Source organism: Actinomadura spongiicola (genome assembly GCF_003432485.1).
Lineage (GTDB): Bacteria > Actinomycetota > Actinomycetes > Streptosporangiales > Streptosporangiaceae > Spirillospora > Spirillospora spongiicola.
Genome location: NZ_QVNQ01000016.1, coordinates 53287 through 75902, shown reverse-complemented (window position 1 = coordinate 75902; position 22616 = coordinate 53287). Strand labels below are relative to the sequence as shown.

At 71.7% G+C, this 22616-nt stretch carries 22 protein-coding genes; 19 read left to right on the top strand and 3 right to left on the bottom strand.

Annotated elements, in window-relative coordinates:
- The first annotated feature begins 2 nt into the window (after positions 1-2).
- Entirely contained in the window at positions 3-602 is a 600-nt protein-coding gene (locus tag D0T12_RS33755; RefSeq protein WP_117405025.1) for a hypothetical protein, read from the top strand.
- Here D0T12_RS33755 and D0T12_RS33750 read toward each other — a convergent pair.
- Positions 581-1123, bottom strand: a complete 543-nt coding sequence (locus tag D0T12_RS33750) for an Asp23/Gls24 family envelope stress response protein (protein ID WP_117405023.1) — start codon at positions 1121-1123, stop codon at positions 581-583. The two genes, D0T12_RS33755 and D0T12_RS33750, sit on opposite strands and share 22 nt — an antisense overlap.
- A 190-nt stretch (positions 1124-1313) precedes the next feature.
- On the opposite strand from D0T12_RS33750, the gene D0T12_RS33745 reads away from it, so the two are divergent.
- Positions 1314-1883 (top strand): HIT family protein, encoded by a 570-nt coding sequence (locus tag D0T12_RS33745; protein ID WP_233526453.1) that lies wholly within the window; start codon positions 1314-1316, stop codon positions 1881-1883.
- Positions 1884-1908: 25 nt separating this feature from the next.
- On the opposite strand, the gene D0T12_RS33740 is transcribed toward D0T12_RS33745, so the two are convergent.
- Both D0T12_RS33740 and D0T12_RS33735 read right to left on the bottom strand, forming a co-directional pair.
- A complete protein-coding gene (locus D0T12_RS33740) occupies positions 1909-2742 on the bottom strand; it encodes a polysaccharide deacetylase family protein (protein ID WP_199487859.1) in 834 nt (277 codons plus the stop codon).
- Positions 2743-2867: 125 nt separating this feature from the next.
- Positions 2868-5033, bottom strand: coding sequence for an elongation factor G-like protein EF-G2 (locus tag D0T12_RS33735; protein WP_117405021.1), 2166 nt, complete (start codon positions 5031-5033; stop codon positions 2868-2870).
- Positions 5034-5395: 362 nt separating this feature from the next.
- On the opposite strand from D0T12_RS33735, the gene pgsA reads away from it, so the two are divergent.
- The 17 genes from pgsA to D0T12_RS33650 all read left to right on the top strand — a co-directional run bounded on the left by pgsA (position 5396) and on the right by D0T12_RS33650 (position 22584).
- Positions 5396-6031 carry a phosphatidylinositol phosphate synthase gene (gene pgsA, locus D0T12_RS33730; protein WP_117405019.1) on the top strand — a complete coding sequence of 212 codons (636 nt, stop codon included), beginning with the start codon at positions 5396-5398 and terminating at the stop codon, positions 6029-6031.
- Entirely contained in the window at positions 6028-6957 is a 930-nt protein-coding gene (locus D0T12_RS33725) for a phosphatidylinositol mannoside acyltransferase (protein ID WP_117405017.1), read from the top strand. Before pgsA ends, D0T12_RS33725 begins: the two co-directional genes overlap by 4 nt.
- A 25-nt stretch (positions 6958-6982) precedes the next feature.
- Positions 6983-8161, top strand: coding sequence for a glycosyltransferase family 4 protein (locus tag D0T12_RS33720; RefSeq protein WP_117405097.1), 1179 nt, complete (start codon positions 6983-6985; stop codon positions 8159-8161).
- A gap of 13 nt (positions 8162-8174) precedes the next feature.
- Positions 8175-8714, top strand: coding sequence for a LemA family protein (locus D0T12_RS33715; RefSeq protein ID WP_117405015.1), 540 nt, complete (start codon positions 8175-8177; stop codon positions 8712-8714).
- 107 nt (positions 8715-8821) lie between these two features.
- Positions 8822-9883: a DUF3048 domain-containing protein gene (locus D0T12_RS33710; RefSeq protein ID WP_233526452.1), complete on the top strand. Its 1062-nt coding sequence runs from the start codon at positions 8822-8824 to the stop codon at positions 9881-9883.
- 102 nt (positions 9884-9985) lie between these two features.
- Positions 9986-10915: a pyridoxal 5'-phosphate synthase lyase subunit PdxS gene (pdxS, locus tag D0T12_RS33705; RefSeq protein ID WP_407642141.1), complete on the top strand. Its 930-nt coding sequence runs from the start codon at positions 9986-9988 to the stop codon at positions 10913-10915.
- A gap of 144 nt (positions 10916-11059) precedes the next feature.
- Positions 11060-11674, top strand: coding sequence for a DUF6928 family protein (locus tag D0T12_RS33700; protein WP_117405011.1), 615 nt, complete (start codon positions 11060-11062; stop codon positions 11672-11674).
- A 106-nt stretch (positions 11675-11780) separates the two neighbouring features.
- Positions 11781-12398: a pyridoxal 5'-phosphate synthase glutaminase subunit PdxT gene (gene pdxT / locus D0T12_RS33695; RefSeq protein WP_117405008.1), complete on the top strand. Its 618-nt coding sequence runs from the start codon at positions 11781-11783 to the stop codon at positions 12396-12398.
- A gap of 4 nt (positions 12399-12402) precedes the next feature.
- Complete coding sequence (locus tag D0T12_RS33690) at positions 12403-13155, top strand: YebC/PmpR family DNA-binding transcriptional regulator (RefSeq protein ID WP_117405007.1); 753 nt, start codon at positions 12403-12405, stop codon at positions 13153-13155.
- A 105-nt stretch (positions 13156-13260) separates the two neighbouring features.
- A complete protein-coding gene (gene ruvC / locus D0T12_RS33685) occupies positions 13261-13854 on the top strand; it encodes a crossover junction endodeoxyribonuclease RuvC (RefSeq protein WP_233526451.1) in 594 nt (197 codons plus the stop codon).
- Positions 13851-14456, top strand: a complete 606-nt coding sequence (gene ruvA / locus D0T12_RS33680) for a Holliday junction branch migration protein RuvA (RefSeq protein WP_117405005.1) — start codon at positions 13851-13853, stop codon at positions 14454-14456. Before ruvC ends, ruvA begins: the two co-directional genes overlap by 4 nt.
- The gene (ruvB, locus tag D0T12_RS33675; protein WP_117405003.1) at positions 14453-15541 is read left to right on the top strand and encodes a Holliday junction branch migration DNA helicase RuvB; all 1089 of its coding nucleotides are present in this window, start codon (positions 14453-14455) and stop codon (positions 15539-15541) included. Before ruvA ends, ruvB begins: the two co-directional genes overlap by 4 nt.
- A gap of 175 nt (positions 15542-15716) precedes the next feature.
- Entirely contained in the window at positions 15717-16244 is a 528-nt protein-coding gene (gene yajC, locus D0T12_RS33670) for a preprotein translocase subunit YajC (protein ID WP_117405002.1), read from the top strand.
- Between the two features lie 42 nt (positions 16245-16286).
- Positions 16287-18080, top strand: a complete 1794-nt coding sequence (gene secD, locus D0T12_RS33665) for a protein translocase subunit SecD (protein ID WP_233526450.1) — start codon at positions 16287-16289, stop codon at positions 18078-18080.
- A 2-nt stretch (positions 18081-18082) separates the two neighbouring features.
- The gene (gene secF, locus D0T12_RS33660) at positions 18083-19276 is read left to right on the top strand and encodes a protein translocase subunit SecF (RefSeq protein WP_117405000.1); all 1194 of its coding nucleotides are present in this window, start codon (positions 18083-18085) and stop codon (positions 19274-19276) included.
- Between the two features lie 41 nt (positions 19277-19317).
- Positions 19318-19842, top strand: coding sequence for an adenine phosphoribosyltransferase (locus D0T12_RS33655; RefSeq protein ID WP_117404998.1), 525 nt, complete (start codon positions 19318-19320; stop codon positions 19840-19842).
- A 567-nt stretch (positions 19843-20409) separates the two neighbouring features.
- Positions 20410-22584, top strand: coding sequence for a RelA/SpoT family protein (locus D0T12_RS33650; RefSeq protein WP_117404996.1), 2175 nt, complete (start codon positions 20410-20412; stop codon positions 22582-22584).
- Positions 22585-22616 lie beyond the last annotated feature (32 nt).

Below are 22616 nucleotides of genomic sequence, written 5' to 3'. Positions count from 1 at the left end.
ACATGAGGTCCAGCGGGCCGGTGCCGAGGGCCCGGCCCGGCTGGGCCCGGTCCGGCTGGTTCCGGGTCGCGGGCTACGGCGGCGCGGCGCTGCTCGCGGTGGCCGCCCTGGTGGTCCTGCTCATGCCCCTGATGGACGACGGGACGAGCGGCACCACGACCGGGACCGTGAGATCGGCGGGCCCGTCCGGCGACCGGGCGGCCGTCCCCGGCAGCGCCGTCCCGGTGCCCCCGACCGTTCCCGCGCCGCGCCGCGACCGTGGCGGGGAACCGTACCCGGGCGGGCGCGGCGGCGGGCCCCCGATCCCCGAGCAGGGCCGTTCGGCCGCCCTCGCCCCCTGCCCGCGGGGGACGGCGTACTACCGCGCCGCCCCCGGCGGCGTGGACGTCGTCGTCAGCGTCTCCGCCGGCGGCGCGATCCGGGCCGAACTGTCCCTGCGCGGTGGCGGGACGCCGGAGTCGCGGCAGGCCACCGTCCGGGGCCGCGGGCCGCACACGTTCCGTTTCCGGGGCGTCGCGCCTCGGCTCGTCCAGCGTGTCAAGGTCACGGCGATCTCCATCGGGGTCGCGATGCAGACGTGCTACGCCCGCGCCGTCGCGTGATCGCCCGGCACGCGCACATCCTCGACGGACACGTTGACGGCCGTGACCCGCGTGCCGAGCATCAGCCCGGTCACCCGCGCCACGTTCCCCATCACCACCCTGGCCACGTCCTTGACGACGCTGCCGTACTCGACGGCGATGGCGAGGTCGAGCCTGACCTCGTCCGCGTTCTCGTCGAGGTCGACGCGCACACCCGTCGCCGCCCGCCGCGCGTCCGGCTCCGGGCCCGCGGCGCCGGGAAGCGGCACGAGCGCGGCGACACCGGCGACCTCCAGCGCGGCCAGCGCGGCGATCTTCCCGATGACCCCGTTCTCGATCGTGACGCGGCCGTCCACCGGGGTCGTGATGTCCTCCGAGGAGCCGTGCAACGTCAACGGCAGCGCGTTCGCCCCCGAGCCGGGGGTGGACGTCACCGCGGCGGGCGGGGCGGGCGGGGCGGGCAGCGGCGGTCCCGGGAAGAACGGCCCGCCCTCCGGCCTCGGCCCGCCGGCGCCGGTGAAGCCCCTGTCAAGCCCGGTCATGATCGCTCCCCACGGTTCGGTCGGGTGACCATCGTGGCGGAGGAATCCGCGGGGCGTCACGCGAAGTCGGATACGCGTGCGCGTCCCGGGACCCCGCGCGGACGGGGGTGCGCGGGCATCCCGCCTACTGCCCCACGGCCCCTTCTCTCTATGCTGCTGGTCAGGCAGTGAACAAAAGGAGACCGCCGCCTTGAGCGCAGAGAACGAGCGGACGCCCCGCTCCGAGGAGGAGACGGGCGGCGCCGGCGCGCCCGACAACTTCCAGCGGCTGTGGACCCCGCACCGGATGGCCTACATCAAGGGGGAGAACAAGCCGACGGGGGCGGGGTCGGACGACGGGTGCCCGTTCTGCGACATCCCGAAGATGCCCGACGAGGAGGGCCTCGTCGTCGCTCGCGGCGAGTCGGTGTACACGGTGCTGAACCTCTACCCCTACAACTCCGGGCATCTGATGGTCGTCCCGTACCGGCACGTCGCCGACTACGCCGACCTGGACGAGCCGGAGTACACGGAGCTGGCCGTGTTCACCCAACGGTCTCTCACGGCGCTGCGCAAGGCCAGCGGCGCGCAGGGCTTCAACGTCGGCATGAACCTCGGTCTCGTTGCGGGCGCGGGGATCGCGGCGCACCTGCACCAGCACGTCGTGCCCCGCTGGGGCGGCGACACCAACTTCATGCCGGTCGTCGGGCACACCAAGGTCCTGCCGCAGCTCCTGCGCGACACCCGCCAGCTGCTCGCCGACGCCTGGCCCGCCCCCTGACCGGCCAGGCAGCCGGCGGTCGCGGTCAGGCCCCGCGTGCCTGGACGGGCGCGGGCGGCGGGCCCGCCGCCATCATCAGCTCGGAGACCGTCACGAACTCGAAGCCCCTGGCGCGCAGGCCGCGGATCATCGGGACCAGGTTCCGCAGCGCGACCAGGCGGTCCTCGTTGCCGGTGTCGTGGGCGAGGACGATCGCGCCCGGCCGGGTGTTGTTGACGATGTAGTCGACGAGCTGCGGCGGATCGTGCTGGTACGTCTTCTCCAGCATCTTGATCGACCAGATGGTGAGGTCGTAGCCGAACTGCCCGGCGGCGCTGAGGGTCGCGCCGCCCAGCCGGCCGAACGGCGGCCGCAGATGCCGGGGCTCCTTGCCGGTGATCGTCGCGATGGCGTTGTGCGCCCGGCGGACCTGCCGGCAGACGTCCTGGTGGGGGAGCGCGGCCAGGTCCACGTGCGTCCAGGTGTGGTTGCCGGCCTCGTGGCGGTCCATCCGGCCGTGCACCAGCCGCGCGTTGCGGACCACCCGCTGGCCCACCATGAAGAACGTCGCCTTGACGCGTTCGGCGTCGAGGATGTCGTGGACCATCGGCGTCCACTTCGGCATGGGGCCGTCGTCGAACGTCAGCGCCACGAGTTTCTGCGAGGTGTCGACGGACCAGGTCACGTCCACATGGCCGTGGGAGGGGCTCCAGGGTCGGGCGTCCGGGACGGCCATCGCCGGTTCCTCGCCGTCCTCCCGCGGCGCCGCGGCGGCGATCCCGCCGCCGAGCGCGAGGCCGCTCGCGGCGATCCCCAGCCCCTTGATGACCTTGCGGCGCGTCGGCGCGGCCGCCGCGTCCCCGTCCCCCGTTTTTCTCATGGCGAAACGAGGTTCCCACGGACATACCCGGCGCGGCCTCCGCCTCAGGACCGAATCATGATCAGCCCGGGGGATGAGCTCCGGTACGGGTTCTCCCCGTACCGGAGCAGTTCCCGAGGTGGAGTTCAGCCCTCCCTGGACTCGGCGGCGACCTTGTCGGCCAGATGCGACGGGAGCGGCTCGTAGCGGAGGAACGCCCGGCTGAACGTGCCGGTGCCCTGCGACATCGACCGCAGGTCGATCGCGTACCGCACGATCTCCAGCTGCGGCACCTCCGCCTTGATCATGGTGCGGCCGCCGGGCACCGCCTGGGAGCCGAGGACCCGGCCGCGCCGCGACGACAGGTCGGACATGATCGGGCCGACGTACTCGTCGGCGACGAGCACGTCCACCTCGTCGACGGGCTCCAGCAGCAGGATCGGCACCTGGCCCGCCGCGTCCTTGAGCGCGAGCGCCCCGGCGGCCTGGAACGCCATGTCGGACGAGTCGACCGAGTGGGCCTTCCCGTCGTGCAGGGTGACCTTGATGTCGACCAGCGGGTACCCGGCGGACACGCCGCGGGCCATCTGCTGCCGCACGCCCTTCTCGACCGACGGGATGAACTGCCGGGGGATCACCCCGCCGACGATCTTGTCGACGAACTCGAAGCCCTCACCGGACGGCAGCGGCTCGACGTCGATGTGGCAGATGCCGTACTGGCCGTGCCCGCCGCTCTGCTTGACGTGCCGTCCGAGGCCCTTGGCGGCCCCGCCGAACGTCTCCCGCAGCGGAACGCGCAGGTCGACCCGCTCCACCTCGACGCCGTAGCGGGACCGCAGCCGGTCGATCAGGACGTCGGCGTGGGCCTCGCCCATGCACCACAGCACGAGCTGCCGCGTCTCGGAGTTGTTCTCCAGCCGGAGCGTGGGGTCCTCGGCGACGAGCCGGCCGAGGGCCTGGCTGAGCTTGTCCTCGTCCGCCTTGGACCTGGCCCGGATCGCCACTGGCAGCAGCGGGTCGGGCATCGACCAGGGCGCCATGATCATAGGGGCGCCGGGATCGGACAGCGTGTCGCCCGACTCGGCGCGGGTGAGCTTCGCGACGGCGCAGATGTCGCCCGCGACGCAGGACGAGACCGTGCGCTGCGTCTTGCCGAGCGGTGAGGTGAGCGCGCCGACCCGCTCGTCGACGTCGTGGTCCTCGTGGCCGCGGTCCTCCATGCCGTGCCCGGAGACGTGCACGGTCATGTCCGGGCGCAGCGTCCCGGAGAACACCCGCACCAGCGAGATCCGCCCGACGTACGGGTCGGACGTCGTCTTGATCACCTCGGCGATCAGCGGGCCGTCCGGGTCGCAGGCGACCTCCCGCGGCGGTCCGCCCTTCACCGGGGTCACGGAGGGAATGCCGTGTTCGAGCGGGGACGGGAACGCCTGGGTGATGACCTCCAGCAGCTCCCGCATGCCGACGACCGGGCCGGGATGGTCGCCGTGGGGGACGGAGGTCGCGAGGACGGGGTAGAAGCTGCCGCGCGCCACCGCGGTCTCCAGGTCCTCGATGAGCGCCTTGACGTCGATGTCCTCACCGGACAGGTACCTGTCCATGAGGGACTCGTCCTCGCTCTCCTGGATGATCCCCTCGATCAGGGTGGCGCGCTGCTCCGCGATCTGGTCCAGGTACTGGGGGTCGGGGTCGCACTCGGTGCGCTGCCCGGAGGAGTAGTCGAGGCAGCGCTGCGTCAGCAGCCCGATCAGTCCCTTCAGCCCGTCCCCGCCGCCGACCGGGAAGTACAGCGGCGCGACGCCCTCCCCGAAGACGTCCTGGCAGGACATCACCACGTCGTCGAAGTCGCCGCGCTGCTGGTCGACCTTGGTGATGACGACCGCGCGGGGCATCCCGACCGCGGCGCACTCCTCCCACAGCATCCGGCTGAGACCGTCGATGCCGTCCACCGCGGAGATCACGAAGAGTGCCGCGTCGGCGGCGCGGAGCCCGGCCCGCAGGTCGCCGACGAAGTCGGCGTAGCCGGGCGTGTCGATGAGGTTGACCTTGATGTCGCCGTGGCTGAACGGCGCGAGCGTGAGGTTCACCGAGCGCTGCTGGCGTACCTCGACGTCGTCGTAGTCGCTGACCGTGGTGCCGTCCTCGACCTTTCCCGCCCGTTGCACCGTGCCCGCGGCGGCCAGCAGCGCCTCCACGAGCGTCGTCTTTCCGGCCCCGGAATGGCCGACCAGCGCGACATTGCGCACCTTGTCGCACCCGCCGGCCTCCGGTGCCCTGCCGGGGGCTCCCGAGTGGCCTCCCTTGTCCGCCATGCCTACCTCCTCGGACGGGTCTCCGCGCGTGTCTCCCGCGTGCAGGCCCGCGTGCGGTTGGGGGCCCGGCCCCCGCGCGGGGTCAGGCCCTGACGTCCGAGTGCGGCGTCCGACCTCGTCCAAACGGGTGACCGACGTCACACCCGTACCACCACCTTTTCCCGTGGCGCGCGGGACCACAAGGGGTGAAGGGCAAACAACCGTGATCTGTCCCTGGCGTGCGGTCGCAAACCCGGCCGCGAACCGGTCCGCAATCCCGGCCGCCGTGATGGTCCCGTGTCCGGACGGGAGTTCGGTCGCGCCACCGGAACCCGCCGGTCGGACTACGATTGGGCGCCCCGAGAACACGAGAACGGACGGCGATGCTCAACAACATCAGGCCCGCGCTGGAACGCGTCCTCAAACCCGTCGGCACCGTGGTCGCGCGGACGAGGCTCTCGCCCAACGCCATCACCGTCGTCGGCACGCTCGGTGTCGCCGCGGGCGCGCTCGTGCTGTTCTCGCGCGGCGAGTTCTTCTGGGGCACGATGGTCATCACCGCGTTCGTGCTGTTCGACATGCTCGACGGCGCCGTCGCCCGCGTCACCGGCAAGATCTCCAAGTTCGGAGCGTTCCTGGACTCCACGATGGACCGGGTCGCCGACGCCGCGATCTTCTCCGGGCTGATGATCGGCCTGTACCGGGACGGGCAGGAGCCCCTCGCCGGGGTCGCGCTGTACTGCATGGTCGCCGGGGTCGTGGTGTCGTACGCCAAGGCACGCGCCGAGGGACTCGGGTACACCTGCAACGTGGGCATAGCCGAGCGCGCGGAACGCCTCATCGTCGCCCTCGTCGCCGCCGGGCTCGACGGGCTCGGGGTTCCCTACATCCTCGCGGTCGCGCTGTGGGCGCTCGCCGGGCTGAGCACGGTCACGATCGGGCAGCGGTTCGCCACCGTCTACGCGCAGGACAGGGCCGCCGCCCGGCCGAGGGATCCCGCGCCGGAGCCGCGCGCATGAACGCGAGCCGTCCGCGGTCGCGTGCCGCGGACCTGCGGGACGAGGTGATGGACGCCGCGTTCACGGTCGGCTGGACGATCGTCCGGAAGTCGCCCGAGCGCGCGGCCCGGGTCGCGTTCACCGCCCTCGCCGACCACACCTGGCACCGGCACGGCGCGGGCGTGCGGCAGTTGGAGAGGAACCTGTGCCGCGTCGTCGGCAAGGACGCCGTCGACGACGAGGTCCGGGTGCTCAGCAAGCGGGTGCTGCGCTCCTACTTCCGCTACTGGCTGGAGGTCTTCCGGCTGCCCGAGTACGACCGGGCGCGGATCCTCGGCCGGATGAGGGTCACCGGCGAGAAGAAGATCTTCACCAATCTCGACGCGGGGCGCGGCGTCATCCTCGCGCTGCCGCACATGGGCAACTACGAGCACGCCGGCGCGTGGCTCGTGCACTGCGGGTACCCGTTCACCACGGTCGCGGAACGGCTCAGGCCCGAGTCGCTGTTCGACCGGTTCGTCAAGTTCCGGGAGGGCCTCGGGATGGAGGTCCTCGCGCACCGGGGCGCGTCCGCGTACGGGCGCATGGCCCAGCGTCTCCGCGCCGGCAGGCCCGTGTGCCTCGTCGTCGACCGCGACCTCACCGAAAGCGGGATCGACGTGGAGTTCTTCGGCGCCACCGCCCGGATGCCCGCCGTCTCGGCGGCGCTCGCGCTCCAGACCGGCGCCGCCCTCATTCCCGTGACACTCTGGTATGAGGGCGAGTACTGGGCGGCGCGCGTCCACGAGGAGATCCCCGTGCCGGAGGAGGGCCGCAGACAGGAGAAGATCCAGGCCATGACGCAGGAGCTCGCGCGAATCTTCGAGCGGGGCATCGCCGCCCACCCCGAGGACTGGCACATGCTGCAGAAGGTCTGGGTGGACGACCTGTCAGAGGGTGGCCGGTGAGAGTCGGCTCATGAAGATCGGCCGCATGAAGATCGGCATCGTCTGCCCGTACACGTGGAACGTGCCGGGCGGCGTCCAGCAGCACATCGGCGACCTCGCCGAGGCGCTGATCGCGCACGGCCACGACGTGTCGGTCATGACGCCCGCCGACGACGACGCGCGGCTGCCGCCGTACGTGGTGTCGGCGGGCCGCGCCGTGCCCGTGCCCTACAACGGCTCGGTGGCCCGGCTGGCGTTCGGGTTCCGGTCGGCGGGCCGCGTCCGGCGCTGGATCCGCGAGGGCGGCTTCGACGTCCTGCACGTCCACGAGCCGGCGGCGCCGTCGCTGGGCCTGCTCGCCTGCTGGGCCGCGGACGGCCCGATCGTCGGCACCTTCCACGCGTCGTATGTGAGATCGCGGGCGCTGTCGGTCATGTCGCCGGTGCTGAGCAGTGCGCTGGAGAAGATCACTGGGCGGATCGCGGTGTCCGAGGCCGCCCGCACCAGCCTCGTCGAGCATCTCGGCGGCGACGCCGTGCTGATCCCGAACGGCGTCGCGACCGAACGGTACGCGATGGCCGAGCCGCTGCCGGGCTGGCCCGGACGCGCCGCCTCGGCCGAGGCGGACCCGTCCGTGCCGCGCGGCGACGGCGGCGCCCTCGGGTTCCTCGGCCGGATGGACGAGCCGCGCAAGGGCCTGGACGTGCTGCTGCGCGCGTTCGAGATCCTCGGGCGGCGCCGGCCCGGACTGCGGCTGCTGATCGCCGGACCGGGCGACGCCGACGACGTGACGGCCCGCGTCTCCCCGGAGCTGCGCGACCGGGTCGTCGTCCTCGGCCTCGTCAGCGAGGAGGACAAGGTCCGCGCCTACCATTCGGTGGACGTGTTCGTCGCGCCGAACCTCGGCGGCGAGAGCTTCGGCATCGTCCTCGCCGAGGCGATGTCGGCGGGCGCCCCCATCCTGGCCAGCGACATCGAGGCGTTCGAGCGGGTGCTGCGCGGCGGGCGCGCCGGGGCGCTGTTCCCGGCGGGCGACCACGAGGCCCTCGCGGCGGCGGCCGGGGAGCTGCTCGACGACCCGGCGCGCCGCAAGCAGCTGTCGGCGGAGGCCCGCGCCGCCGTCCGCGCCTACGACTGGTCGGCGGTGGCCCGCGACGTGCTGAGGGTGTACGAGACGGTCACGCTCGGCGGCGCGGGCGTCGTCGAGTCGGGACTCGGCGCGTAGGGGGCGGGTCGCGATGTACGACTGGATCATCGACGTCCTGTTCTGGGTCGCCGTCGTGTTCCTGGTGGCCGTGTACGTGTCGTGGCGCGCGACCCGGCTCGACCGGCTGCACGTGCGCGTCGAGACGGCGCGGGCGGCGCTGGACGCGGCCCTGGTCAGGCGGGCCGCCGCCGCGCTGGAGCTGGCCGCCTCGCGGCTCCTGGACCCGGCCGCGAGCCTGGTCCTGGCCACCGCGGCGCACGAGGCCCGCACCGCCGACGCCGACAACCGGGAGTTCGCCGAGAGCGACCTGTCGCGGGCGCTGCGGGCCGTCGTCGACCAGCCCGAGTTCGTCGGCACGCTCACCGCGGACGGCGCCGGGGAGGGCGCGGCGATGCTGGACGAGCTGTCCTCGTCCGCGGCCAAGGTCGCCTACGCCCGCCGCTTCTACAACGACGCCGTCGCCCAGGCGAGGATCGCCCGCCGCAAACCCCTCATCCGGATCCTGCCGCTCGCGGGCCGCGCGCCCCTTCCCGACTTCTTCGAGATCGACGACGACCCGCCCGGGATCTGAGCGGGGCGCGGTGGCACCGACCGCGTCGCGACCCGCTCAGATCCCGGGCGGGCGCGTTCGCCGGTGTTCGCTACCCTCTGGCAGACCGGTCAAGGGAGGGGCAAAACGTGCGATCCGAATGGGCCGAAAGGGGCCTGTGGGGAACCATCGTCCGGCGGAGGGCGGGTGCGTGGCTCGGCGTCCTCGTCCTCGGCGCCGCCGCGCTGCCCGCCTGCTCGGACTCCGGCGGCCCCGCGTCGGCGCCCCCGCCGACCGGTACCGGCGGGCCGGTGGAGTCCGCGACGCCCGCGCCCACGCCCGCGACGCATCCGTTCACCGGCGGGACGAAGGGCCTCACCAACCCCGTTCTCGCCGTCAAGATCGAGAACACGAGCCCCGCGCTGCCGCAGAGCGGGGTGGCGGCCGCCGACATCGTGTACGTCGAGCAGGTCGAGGGCGGCGAGACCCGGCTGATGACGGTGTACTCGTCGCGGTTGCCGAAGCGTGTCGGGCCCGTCCGCAGCGCCCGGATCTCCGACCTGCACATCCTGCCGCAGTTCGGCCGCCCCGCCTTCGCGTTCTCCGGCGTCCAGAGCAAGATGAAGAAGCACGTCCGCGCGGCGCCGGTGTACGACGTCTCCCACGAGAAGACGGGCGCCGCCTACTTCAGGTCCAGCGCCAAGCCGATGCCGTACAACCTCTACGCCGACCCGAGGGCACTGCTGAAGCAGGCGCCGAACGCGCAGGGGCCGCGTGACATCGGGTTCCGCTTCGGCCCCGCGCCCGCGGGCGGCAGGCCGATCAAGTCCTTCACCGCCAGGTGGCCGGCCGCGCGGATGGGGTTCACCTGGTCGGCCAAGCAACGGCGCTGGCTCGCCAGCTGGGGCGGGCGCCCCGACCACGCCGCCGAGGGCGGGGTGCTGGGCGGCCGGACGATCGTCGTCCAGTACGCCAGGACGACCCGGTCGAAGTTCCACGACTTCCTCGGCAGCTACACCCCGCTGATCCACACCACCGGAACCGGACGGGCCCTCGTCCTGCGCGATGGGAAGGCGTACAAGGCCAGGTGGGCGCGGCCGTCCGAGGACCGGGGCACCACCTTCACCACCGCGTCCGGCGAGCCGATGACCTTCGCGCCGGGGCAGGTCTGGGTGGTCATCGTCAACGACGGCAAGCCCTACATCCCGTAAGGCACCGAGCCCGGGTCGTTGACACTGTGCCGGGTCGAACGCTCATACGAGCAGGGAATACCATGGAAGGCGACTTATCGCCCGTTCTCGTGAGGTATGCCCGTGTCCACTTCCAGTTCCGCCCCCGAGACCACCACGCCGGAGACGGCGCCGGAGACGGGGACCGCCCGCGTCAAGCGCGGTATGGCGGAGATGCTCAAGGGCGGCGTGATCATGGACGTCGTCACGCCCGAACAGGCGAAGATCGCCGAAGACGCGGGCGCGGTCGCCGTCATGGCCCTGGAGCGGGTGCCCGCCGACATCCGCGCCGAGGGCGGCATCTCCCGGATGAGCGATCCCGACATGATCGACGGGATCATCAACGCGGTGTCCATCCCGGTCATGGCCAAGGCCCGCATCGGCCACTTCGTCGAGGCGCAGGTGCTCCAGGCGCTCGGCGTCGACTACATCGACGAGTCCGAGGTGCTCACCCCCGCCGACTACGAGCACCACATCGACAAGTGGGCGTTCACCGTCCCGTTCGTCTGCGGCGCCACCAGCCTCGGCGAGGCGCTGCGCCGCATCACCGAGGGCGCGGCGATGATCCGCTCCAAGGGCGAGGCCGGCACCGGCGACGTCTCCAACGCCACCACCCACATGCGCCGGATCCGCCAGGAGATCCGGCGGCTCCAGTCCCTCCCCGAGGACGAGCTGTACGTCGCCGCCAAGGAGCTCCAGGCCCCCTACGAGCTGGTCAGGGAGGTCGCCGAGGCCGGGAAGCTGCCCGTCGTCCTGTTCACCGCGGGCGGCATCGCCACCCCCGCCGACGCGGCCATGATGATGCAGCTCGGCGCCGAGGGCGTCTTCGTCGGCTCCGGGATCTTCAAGTCCGGCAACCCGGCGCAGCGCGCGGAGGCCATCGTGAAGGCCACCACCTTCCACGACGACCCCGGCGTCATCGCCAAGGTGTCCCGCGGTCTCGGCGAGGCCATGGTCGGCATCAACGCCGCCTCGCTCGGCGAGGACCAGAAGTTCGCCGGACGGGGCTGGTAGCCGATCGGGTACCCCGCTCTCCACAGCACGCCCTGACAGGGTTTACGCTGACGGCGCGGCCGGTGACCGGGGCCTTGTCGGGGGCTGGGGGCGTTCCCCGGAACGAGGCGTCCGGGGCGGCGCCCGGCCGTGGGAGGGGAGAGCATGGCTTGGTCGGTCGCGCTGGCGTGCGCGAGGGTGGGCGAGTCCACCGAGGTGTTCCGCCCGGGTCTCGTACCCGACCCGGACGAGGCGGCGGCGATCGCCCGCCGCCTCTACCCGGCGGACACCCTCACCGAGACCGGCGACACCGTCCTGGACTTCGCGCTGTGGCCCTACGAGGACGAGCTGTTCGTCGGCGCGTTCGAGCGGGCTCTGCTGCTGTGCGACCGGCGGCTGTTCTACCTCGACGACGACGCCCGCCGGATCGCCGACACCGCCGCCGCCGCGCTGCCCGGCTCCCACTGCGGCGTGCTCGTCCTGCACACCGTCATCCGCGGCTGCTGGTTCCGCTGGTACGAGTCGGGCGAGCTGCTCCGCGACGTGTTCGTCACGGCCGAGGACGGCGTCGTCGTCGACCAGGGTGAACGCCTGCCCGCCGAACGGCCGTTCTGGCGGCCGATCGACGAGGGCGTCCCGGACGTCCCGCTGCCGTTCGACCAGGAGGAGTTCGGGCTCGCGCTCGCCGAGGCCCACATGTTCGGCCGTGGCATCGCCGACCGCGGCGAGGACGGGTTCCTACCACTCGAACTGCCGCTGCGGCGCTTCAAGCACGTTTGACGCGGCGGCCGGCGCGCGCCGGCGCGGGAAGATCCACCGATTGGGAGGACGTTGTACGGAACGTCTAGGGTTGGATGATCCCCACGCGCCTCCCGGAAGGTTCTCCGTGACAGCTGTGCCGACGATCGGTGTCCTCGCTCTCCAGGGCGACGTGCGCGAGCACGCGCACGCGCTGGAGACGGCCGGGGCACGCGCGGTGCGCGTGCGCCGTCCCGACGAACTGGAACGGGTCGACGGGCTCGTCCTGCCCGGCGGGGAGTCCACCACCATGTGGCGGCTGGCGCGCTCGTTCGACATGCTGGAACCGCTGCGCAAGCGGATCGAGGCCGGGATGCCCGCCTACGGCTCCTGCGCCGGCATGATCATGCTGGCGGACCGGATCCGGGACGGCGTCGCGGGCCAGGAGACGGTCGGGGGCATCGACATGACCGTGCGCCGCAACGCCTTCGGCAGGCAGGTCGACTCGTTCGAGTCCGACGTTCCGCTGGTCGGTATGGGCGACACGCCGTACCACGCGGTTTTCATCCGCGCCCCCTGGGTGGAGTCCGTCGGGGACGCCGTCGAGGTCCTCGGACGGGCCGAGGGCGGCCCGAACGCCGGTAGGATCGTCGCCGTCCGCCAAGGGCGCCTGATGGCGACCGCGTTCCATCCGGAGTTGACAGGCGACTTCCGCGTGCACCACTACTTCGCCGATCTGGTGCGCCGGACGACAGAGGAGGAATGACAGCATGTCCGGCCATTCCAAATGGGCGACGACCAAGCACAAGAAGGCGGCACTCGACGCCAAGCGCGGCAAGCTCTTCGCCAAGCTGATCAAGAACATCGAGGTCGCGGCCCGCACCGGCGGCGGGGATCCCGACGCCAACCCGACCCTCTACGACGCCATCTACAAGGCGAAGAAGAACTCCGTCCCCAACGACAACATCGAGCGAGCGCGCAAGCGCGGCGCCGGTGAGGAGGCGGGGGGCGCCGACTGGCAGACCATCACCTACGAGGGGTACGCGCCCGGCGGCGTCGCCGTCCTCATCGAGTGTCTGACCGACAACCGCAACCGGGCCGCCTCCGAGGTCCGCGTCGCCCTCACCCGCAACGGCGGATCCCTCGCCGACCCGGGCTCGGTGTCCTACATGTTCAACCGCAAGGGCGTCGTGATCGTCCCCAAGTCCGGCACCACCGAGGACGAGGTGATGATGGCCGTCCTGGACGCCGGCGCCGAGGAGGTCAACGACCTCGACGGGGACAACTTCGAGGTCGTCAGCGAGGCCGGCGACCTGGTCGCGGTCCGCTCCGCCCTGGTCGAGGCCGGGATCGACTACGACTCGGCCGAGAGCAAGTTCCTGCCGAGCGTCACCGTCCCTCTCGACGAGGACAACGCCAAGAAGGTCTTCCGGCTCCTCGACGCCCTGGAGGACTCCGACGACGTCCAGGACGTCTACGCCAACTTCGACGTGAGCGACGAGGTCCTCGCCACCCTCGACTGAGCCGCCCTCGACCGACCCCGCGGGTCCTCCGGCGACACGCCCGGCTCACTTGGACGGCGCGCGTGAACAGGCGCGCGCCGAGTTGGTAGCGTGTCGGCCGAACAGATGATCGAAGGAGCGGCCGTGCGGGTGATGGGGGTGGACCCCGGGCTCACCCGGTGCGGGGTGGGCGTCGTCGAGGGCGCCCCGGGCAAACGGCTCCATCTGGTGCACGTGTCCGTCGTGCGGACCGCGCCCGACGAGGACCACCCCCTGCGCCTGCTGGGCATCGAGTCGGGCATCGAGGCGCTCGTCGACGAGCTGCGCCCCGATGCCGTCGCCGTCGAGCGGGTGTTCTCCCAGCACAACGTCCGCACCGTGATGGGCACCGCGCAGGCGGCCGGGATCGCGATCCTCGCGGCGGCCCGGCGCGGGCTGCCCGTCGCGCTGTACACCCCGAGCGAGGCCAAGGCCGCCGTGACCGGGAACGGCCGTGCCGACAAGGCGCAGATCACCAGGATGGTGACGCGGCTGCTGTCCCTCGACACAGCGCCGAAGCCCGCCGACGCCGCGGACGCGCTCGCGCTCGCCATCTGCCACGTGTGGCGCGGCGGCGCCCAGCATCGCCTCGCCCACGCCCGGCGGTCGCGGATCGAGGAGGCGGCGCGGGCCGAGCGGGAGCGGCTCGCCGCCCGGAGCAGAGGAGGAAGCAGCGAATGATCGCCTTCGTCAGCGGCCGGGTGGCCGCCGCCGGGCCCGACGGGGCGGTGATCGACGTGCACGGCGTCGGGCTGTCGGTGCAGTGCACGCCCGCCACGCTCGCCGGGCTGCGGGTCGGGGAGCAGGCGACGGTCCCGACCTCCCTGGTCGTCCGCGAGGACTCCCTCACCCTGTTCGGTTTCGCCGACGACGACGAGCGCGCCGTTTTCGAACTGCTGCAGACCGCGAGCGGCGTCGGGCCGCGCCTCGCGCTGGCGATGCTCGCCGTGCACACCCCCAACGCGCTGCGCCACGCGATGGCCACCGAGGACGTCACCGCGCTCACCAAGGTCCCCGGCATCGGCAAGAAGGGCGCCCAGCGGATCGTCCTGGAACTGCGGGACCGCCTCGGCGGCCCGGTCGGGGACGGCGCGGCCGACGTCCGGACGTCCACCCGCGCCGAACCGTGGCGCGAACAGGTCCAGATGGGCCTGATCAACCTCGGCTGGTCCGCCAAGGACGCCGACGCCGCCGTGGACGCCGTCGCCGCCGATCTCGACGGTGGTGAGACGCCGCCGGTCGCGTCGCTGCTGCGGTCGGCGCTGAAGAAGCTGAGCAAATGAGCGCCGCGGGCGACCCGGAGCGGCTGGTGTCGGCGGACGCGGACGGGCCCGAGGAACAGGTGATCGAGGCCGCGCTGCGGCCTAAGCGGCTCGACGACTTCATCGGGCAGGAACGCGTCCGCGAGCAGCTCTCGCTCGTGCTGCACGGCGCGCTGCGGCGCGGCCGGACGCCCGACCACGTGCTGCTGTCGGGCGGGCCCGGCCTCGGCAAGACCACCCTCGCCATGATCATCGCGGCGGAGCTCGGGCAGCCGCTGCGGATCTCGTCCGGACCCGCCATCGAGCGGGCCGGGGACCTCGCGGCTGTGCTGTCGACCCTCGCCGAGGGCGAGGTGCTGTTCCTGGACGAGATCCACCGGCTGGCGCGGCCCGCCGAGGAGATGCTCTACATGGCGATGGAGGACTTCCGCGTCGACGTCGTCGTCGGCAAGGGCCCGGGCGCCACCGCGATCCCGCTCGACATCGCGCCGTTCACGCTGGTGGGCGCCACGACCCGGGCGGGGATGCTGCCGGGGCCGCTGCGCGACCGGTTCGGGTTCGTCGCGCACATGGACTTCTACGAGCCCGCCGAACTGGAGGTCATCGTCCGCCGGTCGGCGCGGCTGCTCGACGTGGAGATCACCGACGACGGCGCCGCCGAGGTCGCCGGACGTTCCCGGGGCACGCCCCGCATCGCCAACCGGCTGCTGCGCCGCGTCCGCGACTACGCCGAGGTCCGCGGCGACGGGAAGGTCGACAGGGAATCGGCTCGGACGGCACTCGCGTTGTACGAGGTGGACGAACGGGGCCTCGACCGGCTCGACCGGGCCGTCCTCGGCTCGCTGCTGCGCAAGTTCGGCGGTGGGCCGGTCGGCCTGTCGACGCTGGCGGTGTCGGTCGGGGAGGAACCGGAGACCGTGGAGGTCGTCGCGGAACCGTTCCTCGTCCGGCAGGGCCTGCTGGCCAGGACGCCGCGGGGCCGGGTCGCCACGGGCGCCGCGTGGGCGCATCTCGGGCTGACCCCGCCGCCGACCGCGCCGCTGACCGGGACGCTGTTCGACCTGGGCGACGACCCGGGCGAGAAGGCCGATCCCACCGAACAGTGATCATTCGGGTAACGGGTTGGGAACTTCCCGGCGTCGCCGGTCGTCGCGTCGTTGCCGGGGTCTCGCGTACTCTCTAGACTCCGGGACTTGGTTCACCGTCTCCAGCCGGCGGTCCCGTGAACGTGACCGGTCCGGTCACAGGCTGGGCAAACGACATCGGAAGGATGCCCCGGTAATGGGCAGCGAAGTTATTCTCGCGGCGGAGTCGGGCGGGAGCGGGGCTTTCAACCTGCTTCTGCTCCTCGCCGTTCCCCTGGTCTTCTACCTCCTGCTGATCCGTCCGCAGAGCAAGCGCCGCAAGCAGCAGTTGGAGATGCAGAACGCCATCGAGCCCGGCGCTCGGGTGGTGACGACCAGCGGTATGCGCGCGACGGTCGTGGCGGTCGACGACGACGGTGTGGTCCTGGAGATCGCCGACGGCGTCGAGGTCCACTTCCTTCGTCAGGCCGTCATGCAGGTCCTCAAGGACGACGAGCCTGAGGAACTCGACGACGACCAGGACGACGACGAGGGCCGCGTCGACCTCGCCAAGGACGCGACCGAGGACGCGACCGGCGACGAGGCCGCCGAGGACGAGGCCGCCAAGGACGACCGGACGGACGAGACGGGCAAGGCGGAGGCGTCGGGCCAAGACGACGAGGCCGCGGAGTCCAAGCCCAGGAGGAGGCTGAAGGTCAAGGCCGCGGACAAGCCGTCCGCCTGACCCTCCGCCGGTGACGACTCAAGACGGGAAGTACGACGACAAGTGGCCCCGCCCAGTAACGCTCCCAAGCCCGGGCGCACGCTTCTCGCGCTCTTCGCAACCCTGCTGGTCCTCGCCGGCGTAGCGGTCTGGCAGGGCCAGACCACGCCGAAGCTGGGGCTCGACCTCGCCGGCGGGACGACCGTGACGCTCACCGCCAAGACGACGAGCGGCAAGAACCCGCCGACCGAACAGATGGACCAGGCCGTCAAGATCATGACCCGGCGGGTCAACGGCCTGGGCGTGTCGGACGCGGAGGTCACCAAGCAGGGCAGCAACAACATCGTGGTGAACGTCCCCGGCGAGGGGCAGAGCCGCGTCGTCAGCCTGATCGGCACGACGGCGAAGTTGCAGTTCCGCCAGGTGTTCGCGATCGCCGACGGCAAGCCGTCGACCGGCCCGGCGCCGGCCCCGTCGGCGAGCCCGTCCGGCAAGCCGAAGAAGGGCGACAAGAGCCCCTCGCCCTCGGTATCGCCGTCCACGAGCGCCAAGCCGTCGCCGTCGGCCACGGCGCGTGGCAGGGCGCTGTCGGGGGCGCTCACGGCGCCGACCCCGACACCGTCCGGGGCGCCGAGCCCGTCCGCGCCGGCCTCGCCGTCGTCGCCGCTGGTGCCGCCGTCCGGCGCGCCCGTGCCCCCCGCGCAGGACTACGCCGGGGTGACCGACCCGGCGGTCATCAAGCAGTTCGAGGCCCTCAACTGCTACCGGGGCGACCGGCGCGCGCCCGGCTCCAACGACCCGAACCGCAAGTTCGTCGCCGCCTGCGACCAGGACGAGGAGTCCGACCAGGTCGCCAAGTACATCCTCGGCCCCGTCCGGGTGCTCGGCGAGAACGTCGACGAGGCCAACGCGATGCCGCCGGACGCCCAGCAGGGTCAGGCCAGCTGGTCGGTGGCGCTGGACTTCGACGGCAAGGGCGCCCGCCAGTTCGGCGAGGTCACCACCGACGCGTACGGGGCCTACCAGCAGGACCCGTCGTCCCCGCGGGCGCAGGTCGCGATCGTCTTGGACGGCAGGGTCGTCTCGGCGCCCAGCATCCGCGAGGGTGCGATCACCGGCGGCACCGCCAGCATCGACGGCCCGCCCGACAGCTTCGACCAGCGGTACGCCACCGACCTCGCCAACGTCCTCAAGTACGGGGCGCTGCCGCTGGAGTTCACGCAGAGCTCCATCGACGAGGTGTCGTCCACGCTCGGGTCCGACCAGCTGACCGGCGGCCTCATCGCCGGAGCGATCGGCCTCGGCCTCGTCGTCCTCTACTGCATGTTCTACTACCGGGGCCTCGGCCTGGTCGCGGTCGCCAGCCTGATCGTGGCCTCGGCCATCACCTACGTCTCGGTCGTGATCCTCGGTGAGGGGATGGGCTTCCGGCTCTCCCTGCCCCACATCATCGGCCTCATCGTGTCCATCGGCATCACCGCCGACTCGTTCATCGTCTACTTCGAACGGCTGCGGGACGAGCTGAGGGCCGGGCGCAGGCTGCGGCCGTCGGTGGAGAGCGCCTGGAAGCGGGCGCGGCGCACCATCCTGGTCGCCGACGCCGTGACCTTCCTCGCCGCGCTCGTGCTGTACTTCCTCGCGGTCGGCGGCGTCGCCGGGTTCGCGTTCGCGATGGGGCTGACGACGCTCATCGACATCGTCGTCGTGTTCTTCTTCACCAAGCCGCTGGTCGCGCTGCTGTCGCGGACGAACTTCTACGGCCGCGGCCATCCGCTCTCCGGCCTCGATCCGCGCAAGCTGCACCGCGCGACGCAGAGGTCGTCCGCCGCCACCGCCGGCACGAGCCAGGAGGCCTGACCATGGGACTGCGCGCCGTCACCTCGCGAATCTACCGCGGCGAGATCAGCGCCGACATCGTCGGCCGGCCCCGGCTCTGGACCGCGATCTCCGGGTTCCTGCTGGTGCTGTCCATCGCGGGACTGATCGTCCAGGGGCTCAACTTCGGCGTCGAGTTCAAGGGCGGGTCCGTCTTCACGTTCAAGGCCTCCAGCGCCTCGATCGAGGACGTCCGCGGCGCCGTCTCCGCCGGCGGCGCCCACCAGGTCATCGTGCAGAAGGCCGGCGGGGACTGGCGGGTCACGACCGAGAGCCTGTCCTCGGACCACGTCACGCGGGTCAAGTCGAGCGTGGGCAAGGAGTTGAACGTCCCCACCGACAAGATCAGCACTCAGGTCGTCGGCGCGTCGTGGGGCGGCGAGATCCAGGAGAAGGCGTGGCAGGCGCTGGTCGTCTTCATGGTCCTGATCATCCTGTATCTGTCGCTGGCGTTCGAATGGCGGATGGCGCTGGCCGCCGTCGTCGCGCTGGTCCACGACCTGGTGATCACGGCGGGCGTGTACGCCTGGTCCGGGTTCGAGGTCACTCCGGCGACGCTGCTCGGCTTCCTGACGATCCTCGGGTACTCGCTGTACGACGCGGTCGTCGTGTTCGACATGATCAAGGAGGTCACCAAGCCGCTCGGCCCGACCTCCAAGACGACCTACAGCGAGGCGGCCAACCAGGCGCTCAGCAGCACCCTGGTCCGCTCCCTGAACACCTCGCTGGTGGCGATCCTGCCGGTCGGCGCGATCCTGTTCATCGGCACCACGCTGTTCGGCGCGGGCACGCTGAAGGACCTGTCGCTCGCCCTGTTCGTCGGCATGATCGTCGGTACGTACTCGTCGATCTGCGTGGCGACGCCGCTGCTCGTCCAGTTCAAGGAGCGCGAGCCGAAGTACAAGCAGATCCGCGAGAACCTGGCGCGGCGCGAGCAGAGCGCCAAGCGGCAGGCCAAGCAGAGCAAGGCCACCAAGGTGAAGGCCACGGCGGGCGCCCCCGGTGACGCGTCGGACGGCGGGACGGAGGGCGGTTCGGACGCCGACGCGTCGGGTGACGACACCGGCGACCAGGCCACCGACGTCCGCCACACCGTCACCGTGCGGAAGGTGGTGCAGACCGGGCAGCGGCAGCAGCCGAAGCGCGGCAGCCGCCAGCAGCGCCGCGGCGGCAAGTAGGCCGCGAGCGGGCGGCACGGAGTACGGGCGGGAGCGGCGACGTGGACCTCGGCAAGCTGATCCGGGAGCGGATCCGGGACGTCGACGACTACCCGAAGCCAGGGGTGGTGTTCAAGGACATCACCCCGCTGCTGGCCGACCATGTCGCGTTCGCCGGTGTCGTGGACGCCATCGTCAACCATCACGGGCGCGGCACCATCGACAAGATCGTCGGGATCGAGGCCCGGGGCTTCATCCTCGCCGCGCCCGTCGCCTACCACTTCGGCGCGGGCTTCGTCCCGGTGCGCAAGAAGGGGAAGTTGCCGTCGCGGACGCACGAGGAGACCTATGATCTCGAGTATGGGACCGAGACGATAGAGATCCACCACGACGCGTTCCGCCCGGGAGACCGGGTGCTGATCGTCGACGACGTCCTCGCCACCGGTGGGACGGCCGCGGCCGCGGCCGAGCTCGTCCGCCGTGGCGGGGGCGAGGTCGCCGGGCTGTCGGTCCTTCTCGAACTGTCGTTCCTGAACGGGCGCGACAAGCTGGGGAATCTGGACGTCCATTCGCTGGTTACGGTCTAGTGCGAAATGGGTGGCGGATACACTGGGCGCCATCAGGGCCCGGTGGAACCGGGCGCATCCCGCCGAGAGCGATGTCAGGCCCGCAAGGACTAAGGAGGCTGGGTGCCAGGTGAGGTGGTATCGACCGACGCGGTGAACGACACCGCGCAGGACTCGTCCGGCCAGATCGCCGAATCGCGGGCCGCGCGACCGCGGACGTCGCCGCCCCGCGCCTCAACGCCGCGGACCCCCGCGCAGCAGAGTTCCCCACCGCAAGATCAGCCATCGCCCACCCAGCCATCACAAGATCAGGCCTCGCAAGACCAGGCATCGCAAGACCAGCCGTCCGGGCCGCAGCCGTCGCGGGCTCGGCCGCCACAGACGCCGCCTCCGCAGGGCGGGCGCCCGCGGGCGTCCGCGCCGTCGAAGGCCCCGGAAGCGCCGCCGGGCTCCGGTTCCCCCGCCGATCCCGACCCCGTCGCGTCCGAGCCCTCCGTCCCGTCCAGGCCCACGCCGGCCACGATTCCACCGTCTGCCGCCCGGGTGCGCCGTAGGCTCGCCAGGTTGGGCGCCCAGCGCGGCCCCGCTATGAACCCGGTACTAGAACCACTGATCAAGACCGTCCGCAACACCCACCCCAAGGCGGACCTGCGGCTCATCGAGCGCGCCTACGACGTCGCCGCCCATCACCACCGCGACCAGAAACGCAAGAGCGGCGACCCCTACATCACGCATCCCCTCGCGGTCGCGACCATCCTCGCCGAGCTCGGCATGAACACCGAGACGCTGTGCGCGGCGCTGCTGCACGACACCGTCGAGGACACCCCGTACACCCTTGAGCAGCTCAAGGCCGACTTCGGCGACGAGATCGGCGCCCTGGTCGACGGCGTCACCAAGCTCGACAAGGTCAAGTACGGGGACGCCGCCGAGGCCGAGACCGTCCGCAAGATGGTCGTGGCGATGTCCCGCGACATCCGTGTCCTGGTGATCAAACTCGGTGACCGGCTGCACAACATGCGGACGCTGCGCTACATGCCGCGGCACAAGCAGGAGAAGAAGGCCCGCGAGACCCTGGAGGTGTTCGCGCCGCTCGCCCACCGCCTCGGCATGAACACGCTGAAGTGGGAGCTTGAGGACCTCGCGTTCGCCACCATGTACCCGAAGCGGTTCGACGAGATCGCCCGGCTGGTGTCCGAACGCGCCCCGCGCCGCGACGTGTACCTCCAGGAAGTGATCGAGAACGTCTCCACCGACCTGCGCGAGGCCCGGATCAAGGCCACCGTGACCGGTCGGCCGAAGCACTACTACTCGATCTACCAGAAGATGATCGCCCGGGACGTCAGCTTCGACGACATCTACGACCTGGTCGGCATCCGGGTCCTCGTCGACAGCGTCCGCGACTGCTACGCGGCGCTCGGCTCGATCCACGCGCGATGGAACCCGGTTCCCGGCCGGTTCAAGGACTACATCGCGATGCCGAAGTTCAACATGTACCAGTCGCTGCACACCACGGTGATCGGGCCCGAGGGCAAGCCCGTCGAGCTGCAGATCCGCACGTGGGGGATGCACCGCCGCGCCGAGTACGGCGTCGCCGCGCACTGGAAGTACAAGGAGGAGACGGTCGGCGGCCGCAAGGCCGGTGACATGCAGTGGCTGCGCCAGCTCCTCGACTGGCAGAAGGAGACCGCCGACCCGGCCGAGTTCCTGGAGTCGCTGCGGTTCGACCTGTCGGTCTCCGAGGTGTTCGTGTTCACCCCGAAGGGCGACGTGATCGCGTTGCCGCAGGGCGCCACGCCCGTCGACTTCGCGTACGCGATCCACACCGAGGTCGGACACCGATGTATCGGCGCCCGCGTCAACGGCCGTCTCGTCCCCCTCGAATCGACCCTCGACAACGGCGACACCGTCGAGGTGTTCACCTCCAAGTCGCAGGACGCCGGCCCGAGCCGCGACTGGCTCGGCTTCGTCAAGAGCGCCCGCGCCCGCAACAAGATCAAGCACTGGTTCTCCAAGGAGCGCCGCGACACCGCGATCGAGTCCGGCAAGGACGCCATCGCCCGCGCGATGCGCAAGCAGAACATGCCGCTCCAACGGATGATGTCCGGTGAGGCCCTCCTCGCCCTCGCCCGCGACATGCGCTACCCCGACGTGTCGTCGCTGTACGCGGCCGTCGGCGAGAGCCAGGTGTCGGCGCAGAACGTCGTCCAGAAACTCGTGGAGGCGCTCGGCGGCGTGGAGAGCGCCGACGAGGACCTCGCCGAGATCGCGCTGCCGACGCGGCGCAAGCGCAGCCGTCCCGCCGGAGACCCGGGCGTCGTCGTCGCCGACGACCCCGACGTGTGGGTGCGCCTGTCGCGGTGCTGCACGCCCGTCCCGGGCGACGACATCATCGGGTTCGTGACCCGCGGCCACGGCGTGTCCGTGCACCGCGGGGACTGCGCCAACATCGCCAGCCTCAAGGCGCAGCCCGACCGGCTCATCGACGTCAAATGGTCCCCCGGCGAGGACTCGGTGTTCCTCGTCGCGATCCAGGTCGAGGCGCTCGACCGTCCCCGGCTGCTGTCGGACGTGACCCGCGTCCTGTCCGACCAGCACGTCAACATCCTGTCGGCGTCGGTCACCACGACCCGTGACCGGGTCGCGGTGTCCCGGTTCACGTTCGAGATGGGCGACCCGAAGCATCTCGGGCACGTGCTGAAGGCCGTCCGGTCCATCGACGGGGTCTACGACGTCTACCGGACGACCAGCGGCGCCACCCGCTGACGGGCGGCGCCGCCTTCTCGTACGGTCGGGGT

What these genes read in the sequence shown, in the direction of transcription:
- D0T12_RS33755 (WP_117405025.1), top strand. Translation starts at nt 3, where the DNA reads ATGAGGTCCAGCGGGCCGGTGCCGAGGGCCCGGCCCGGCTGGGCCCGG.
- D0T12_RS33750 (WP_117405023.1), bottom strand. Translation starts at nt 1,123, where the DNA reads ATGACCGGGCTTGACAGGGGCTTCACCGGCGCCGGCGGGCCGAGGCCG.
- D0T12_RS33740 (WP_199487859.1), bottom strand. Translation starts at nt 2,742, where the DNA reads ATGAGAAAAACGGGGGACGGGGACGCGGCGGCCGCGCCGACGCGCCGC.
- D0T12_RS33735 (WP_117405021.1), bottom strand. Translation starts at nt 5,033, where the DNA reads ATGGCGGACAAGGGAGGCCACTCGGGAGCCCCCGGCAGGGCACCGGAG.
- pgsA (WP_117405019.1), top strand. Translation starts at nt 5,396, where the DNA reads ATGCTCAACAACATCAGGCCCGCGCTGGAACGCGTCCTCAAACCCGTC.
- D0T12_RS33725 (WP_117405017.1), top strand. Translation starts at nt 6,028, where the DNA reads ATGAACGCGAGCCGTCCGCGGTCGCGTGCCGCGGACCTGCGGGACGAG.
- D0T12_RS33720 (WP_117405097.1), top strand. Translation starts at nt 6,983, where the DNA reads ATGAAGATCGGCATCGTCTGCCCGTACACGTGGAACGTGCCGGGCGGC.
- D0T12_RS33715 (WP_117405015.1), top strand. Translation starts at nt 8,175, where the DNA reads ATGTACGACTGGATCATCGACGTCCTGTTCTGGGTCGCCGTCGTGTTC.
- D0T12_RS33700 (WP_117405011.1), top strand. Translation starts at nt 11,060, where the DNA reads ATGGCTTGGTCGGTCGCGCTGGCGTGCGCGAGGGTGGGCGAGTCCACC.
- D0T12_RS33690 (WP_117405007.1), top strand. Translation starts at nt 12,403, where the DNA reads ATGTCCGGCCATTCCAAATGGGCGACGACCAAGCACAAGAAGGCGGCA.
- ruvC (WP_233526451.1), top strand. Translation starts at nt 13,261, where the DNA reads ATGATCGAAGGAGCGGCCGTGCGGGTGATGGGGGTGGACCCCGGGCTC.
- ruvA (WP_117405005.1), top strand. Translation starts at nt 13,851, where the DNA reads ATGATCGCCTTCGTCAGCGGCCGGGTGGCCGCCGCCGGGCCCGACGGG.
- ruvB (WP_117405003.1), top strand. Translation starts at nt 14,453, where the DNA reads ATGAGCGCCGCGGGCGACCCGGAGCGGCTGGTGTCGGCGGACGCGGAC.
- yajC (WP_117405002.1), top strand. Translation starts at nt 15,717, where the DNA reads ATGGGCAGCGAAGTTATTCTCGCGGCGGAGTCGGGCGGGAGCGGGGCT.
- secF (WP_117405000.1), top strand. Translation starts at nt 18,083, where the DNA reads ATGGGACTGCGCGCCGTCACCTCGCGAATCTACCGCGGCGAGATCAGC.
- D0T12_RS33650 (WP_117404996.1), top strand. Translation starts at nt 20,410, where the DNA reads ATGAACCCGGTACTAGAACCACTGATCAAGACCGTCCGCAACACCCAC.